Here is a 3027-nt window from a genome sequence, read left to right as displayed (position 1 = left end):
TGCCGCGTGGGGGGTTGCCGGTCGGGGCGCCGGTGGCGGAACGGCTCGGCGGGGTGCTCGACGTGCTGGTCACCAGGAAGATCGGTTATCCGCCGCAGCCCGAGCTGGGCGTCGGGGCGATCGCCGAGGGCGGTGAGCCGGTCTTCGACACCGGGTTGATGCGGCGGCTGGGCCTGTCACAGGACGCGCTGGCCGCCGTGGTGGAGGAGGAGCGGGCCGAACTGCGCCGGCGGGTGGCCGCCTATCGGGGCGATCGGCCGCTGCCCGAGCTGGGCGGGCGCGATGTCATCATCGTGGACGACGGGCTGGCCACGGGGAACACGGCGCGGGCCGGGCTTCGCGCGGTACGCAAGGAAGGCCCTGCGCGGCTGGTGCTGGCCGTACCGGTCGGTGCGCCGGAGACGGTCGCGTCGATGCGGGAGGAGGCCGATGAGGTCGTGGTGCCCGCAGCGCCGCCGGAGTTCCAGGCGGTCGGCCAGTGGTACGCACGGTTCGGGCAGCTCTCCGATGCCGATGTGCTGGACGTACTTCGCCGCTACGGGCCGAACGCGTGATCATGCAGAGCATGATCACGCGCCAGGGGGAAACGGCTGCTGCCGGGTTTGAGGGGATCAGGCGGCACTGATGCCGGCGCTTGCGGCACGGCGCATGCGACGACGACGCTCGGACGCGCGCTCGTCCTCGTTGAGTCCGCCCCAGGTGCCGTACTTTTCCGGGCGAGACAGCGCGTAGTCGAGACACTCCACGCGGACGGGGCACTGGGCGCAGATGGCCTTGGCCTTGCGCTCTCGAATGTCACGCTCGGGCTGACGCTCGCCGTCAGGGCCGAAGAAAAGTACGAGGTCCTCACCCCGGCACGCGGCGTCGTCCTGCCAGCCCCAGCTTGGTCGCGGGCGGGCGATCTGCCGACGTACCTGAGACATGAGACAACCACCTTATAGTGAGAGGTATTTCGGGTTTCTGCCGCATTGGACGCTTATGGCGTCTCTGAGTCAACGCGTTGCGTGCCCGTGGTGTTCCCGACGGTCAAGTCAGAGCAGGCATGGCATAGCGCACAGGCGTCAGCCTGTCCAGCGACACCAGCCGGTAGGTCGTGATCGTCTCGGCGCAAGCCGTACCGCACGGTGTTGGGAACACCATCGGTTCGACCACAACCCGGAACCGTGCGTCGCCATGGCGCATTACCGCCGTGGTGACGTCACCGTCCGACCGTGAGGATTCCACGGCCACTCCGCCGACGGAGAGCTCGCCCGTGTGGTCACGCACGAAGTGCTCGGCGGCCTGCAGTGGCTCAGGGATGCCCGCGCGTCCCCGGAAACGATCGAGAACCACCTCGCCGTGCCGGTACGCGTTTGCCGCCGCGAGCGCGGCAGCCTCAGACATGTTGCCGTAGTAAAGCCCGTGTGGCAAGCACACCAGGTTGGCGGCGTATCGATCGCCGCCAACGTGTGACGTTTCCCACACTCTCCCCGGGAGGTTTTCCCCGAGATATCGCGCGAGAGGTAGACCTATGCGGGCACAACACGCATTGCGCTTGGCGTGCGTGCAGACCAGAAATACCGGCTCGCTCACCAGTATGCAGGACTCGGGGACCACTCCGCGCACCAGCGAGTCCAGGTCAAGATCGTCTGGATCAGCGAAAACGCCTTCGGCCAGCCACGGGGTGTCCCCGGTGGAGTGCGCCAATAGCACATGGACGCCCTGGCGTGTCGAGCGGGTCCGCTTTCCGGGTCTGCGGATGAGCTGGGGGCGTACGCCTGCCGCCGAGGCCCGCGCGATGAGAGCGGCGACCTCGTCGGGGACCCGGCACTCGGGCAGCCGTGCCGCCCAGGGTCCGTCGTGCTCTATCAGGAGCCAGCTTCGCGCGCCCACCGTGGCGCTCGCGAGCGTGGGCACGTCGCCGGTGTGGCACCCGCGTGGATGCGAGCAGCCTTTCGGTGCGGCTTCGGGCTCCGGACTGACCGGCACGAGACCCCCTTCTCAGATTTGCTTAGGTAACCCTAACCTAACCAAGGGGTCATCGCGTACCCGGGGTGACACTCCAGACGCATGTCGGGATTGCCTAAAGAACCCTTGTCAGGACATGGCGGCCAAGGCGGCCGGAAGGGCGGCCTCCCGGTCGGACGGGACGAGGCCCACGCGAGTCCTGCGGTCGAGCAGGTTCGCCGCGTCGAGCGCGCCCTCGTGCCGGGCGCCCCAGGCGAACTCGGCCGCGATGACCCCCGGCCCGACCGGCTCGGCCAGCGCCGGATCGGCCTCCGCCAGCGCCTGCACGGCCTGCGCCTCCGCCCCGTACCGCTCCACGAGTCGCCAGGGCCCCCGCACGGCCCCCGAAGCCGCGCCCACGAGTGAGAGGCGCGCGGTGGGGCTCGGGCCCGCCTGTAGCGATCTCAGGGCCACCGCGCGGTCCACGGCGTCCTCCGCCATCCGGCGATACGTCGTGAGCTTGCCGCCGATCACCGTGACGATCCCGTCGGGCGAGGTGAGCACCGCGTGCCGCCGTGAGAGGTACCGTGCGCCCGTCCCCCGTCAGCAAGGGCCGCAGCCCCGCGGCCGCTTCGACGACATGGTCATGGGCATGACCGTCGCGACCCCCGGCGGGACGCTCAGCCTGGGCCGCGCCCCGCGCTCCGCCGCCGGGCCGGACCTGCGCCAGCTCGTGCTCGGCTCGGAGGGCGCGTTCGGCGTCATCACCTCCCTGCGCCTGCGGGTGCGGCGGGCTCCCGCCGAGAAGATCTACGAGGGCTGGCGGTTCGCCTCCTTCGCCGAGGGCGCGGCGGCGCTGCGCAACCTGGCCCAGCGCGGGCCGCTGCCCACGGTGCTGCGGCTTTCCGACGAGACCGAGACGATGGCGGGCCAGGCCGCGTCGGAGGTGACCGGGGGCCCGGAGGCCGAGGGCGGCTGCCTCGCCATCGCGGGCTACGAGGGCACGGCCGAGGACGTGCGGACGCTACGCGAGCGGGTCTCCACCGTCCTGTCCGGATTCGGCGGAGTGCCGCTGGGGGAGGGGCCGGGGGAGTCGTGGGC

General features: G+C 70.8%; 5 protein-coding genes. 2 read left to right on the top strand and 3 right to left on the bottom strand.

Going from position 1 to position 3027, the window contains the following annotated elements:
• The coding region (locus C1I98_RS37230; protein WP_111171959.1) for a phosphoribosyltransferase at positions 1-554 on the top strand (554 nt) is incomplete at its 5' end.
• A 57-nt stretch (positions 555-611) separates the two neighbouring features.
• Here C1I98_RS37230 and C1I98_RS37225 read toward each other — a convergent pair.
• From C1I98_RS37225 to C1I98_RS37215, 3 genes are all read right to left on the bottom strand, one after another.
• On the bottom strand, positions 612-923 hold the full coding sequence (locus C1I98_RS37225; protein WP_111171958.1) for a WhiB family transcriptional regulator: 312 nt from the start codon (positions 921-923) through the stop codon (positions 612-614).
• 103 nt (positions 924-1026) lie between these two features.
• Positions 1027-1896 (bottom strand): sucrase ferredoxin, encoded by an 870-nt coding sequence (locus C1I98_RS37220; RefSeq protein WP_233508516.1) that lies wholly within the window; start codon positions 1894-1896, stop codon positions 1027-1029.
• Between the two features lie 180 nt (positions 1897-2076).
• Positions 2077-2490: a glycerol-3-phosphate dehydrogenase C-terminal domain-containing protein gene (locus C1I98_RS37215; protein ID WP_306461949.1), complete on the bottom strand. Its 414-nt coding sequence runs from the start codon at positions 2488-2490 to the stop codon at positions 2077-2079.
• An 88-nt stretch (positions 2491-2578) separates the two neighbouring features.
• On the opposite strand from C1I98_RS37215, the gene C1I98_RS37210 reads away from it, so the two are divergent.
• The coding region (locus C1I98_RS37210) for an FAD-binding oxidoreductase (protein ID WP_438672134.1) at positions 2579-3027 on the top strand (449 nt) is incomplete at its 3' end.

Origin of the sequence: Spongiactinospora gelatinilytica (assembly GCF_003236385.1) — a bacterium.
Classification (GTDB): Bacteria; Actinomycetota; Actinomycetes; order Streptosporangiales; family Streptosporangiaceae; genus Spongiactinospora; species Spongiactinospora gelatinilytica.
This window is presented reverse-complemented; position numbering and strand designations above follow the sequence as displayed.

Coding starts and splice junctions, on each gene's coding strand:
- C1I98_RS37225 (WP_111171958.1), bottom strand. CDS start 923: ATGTCTCAGGTACGTCGGCAGATCGCCCGCCCGCGACCAAGCTGGGGC.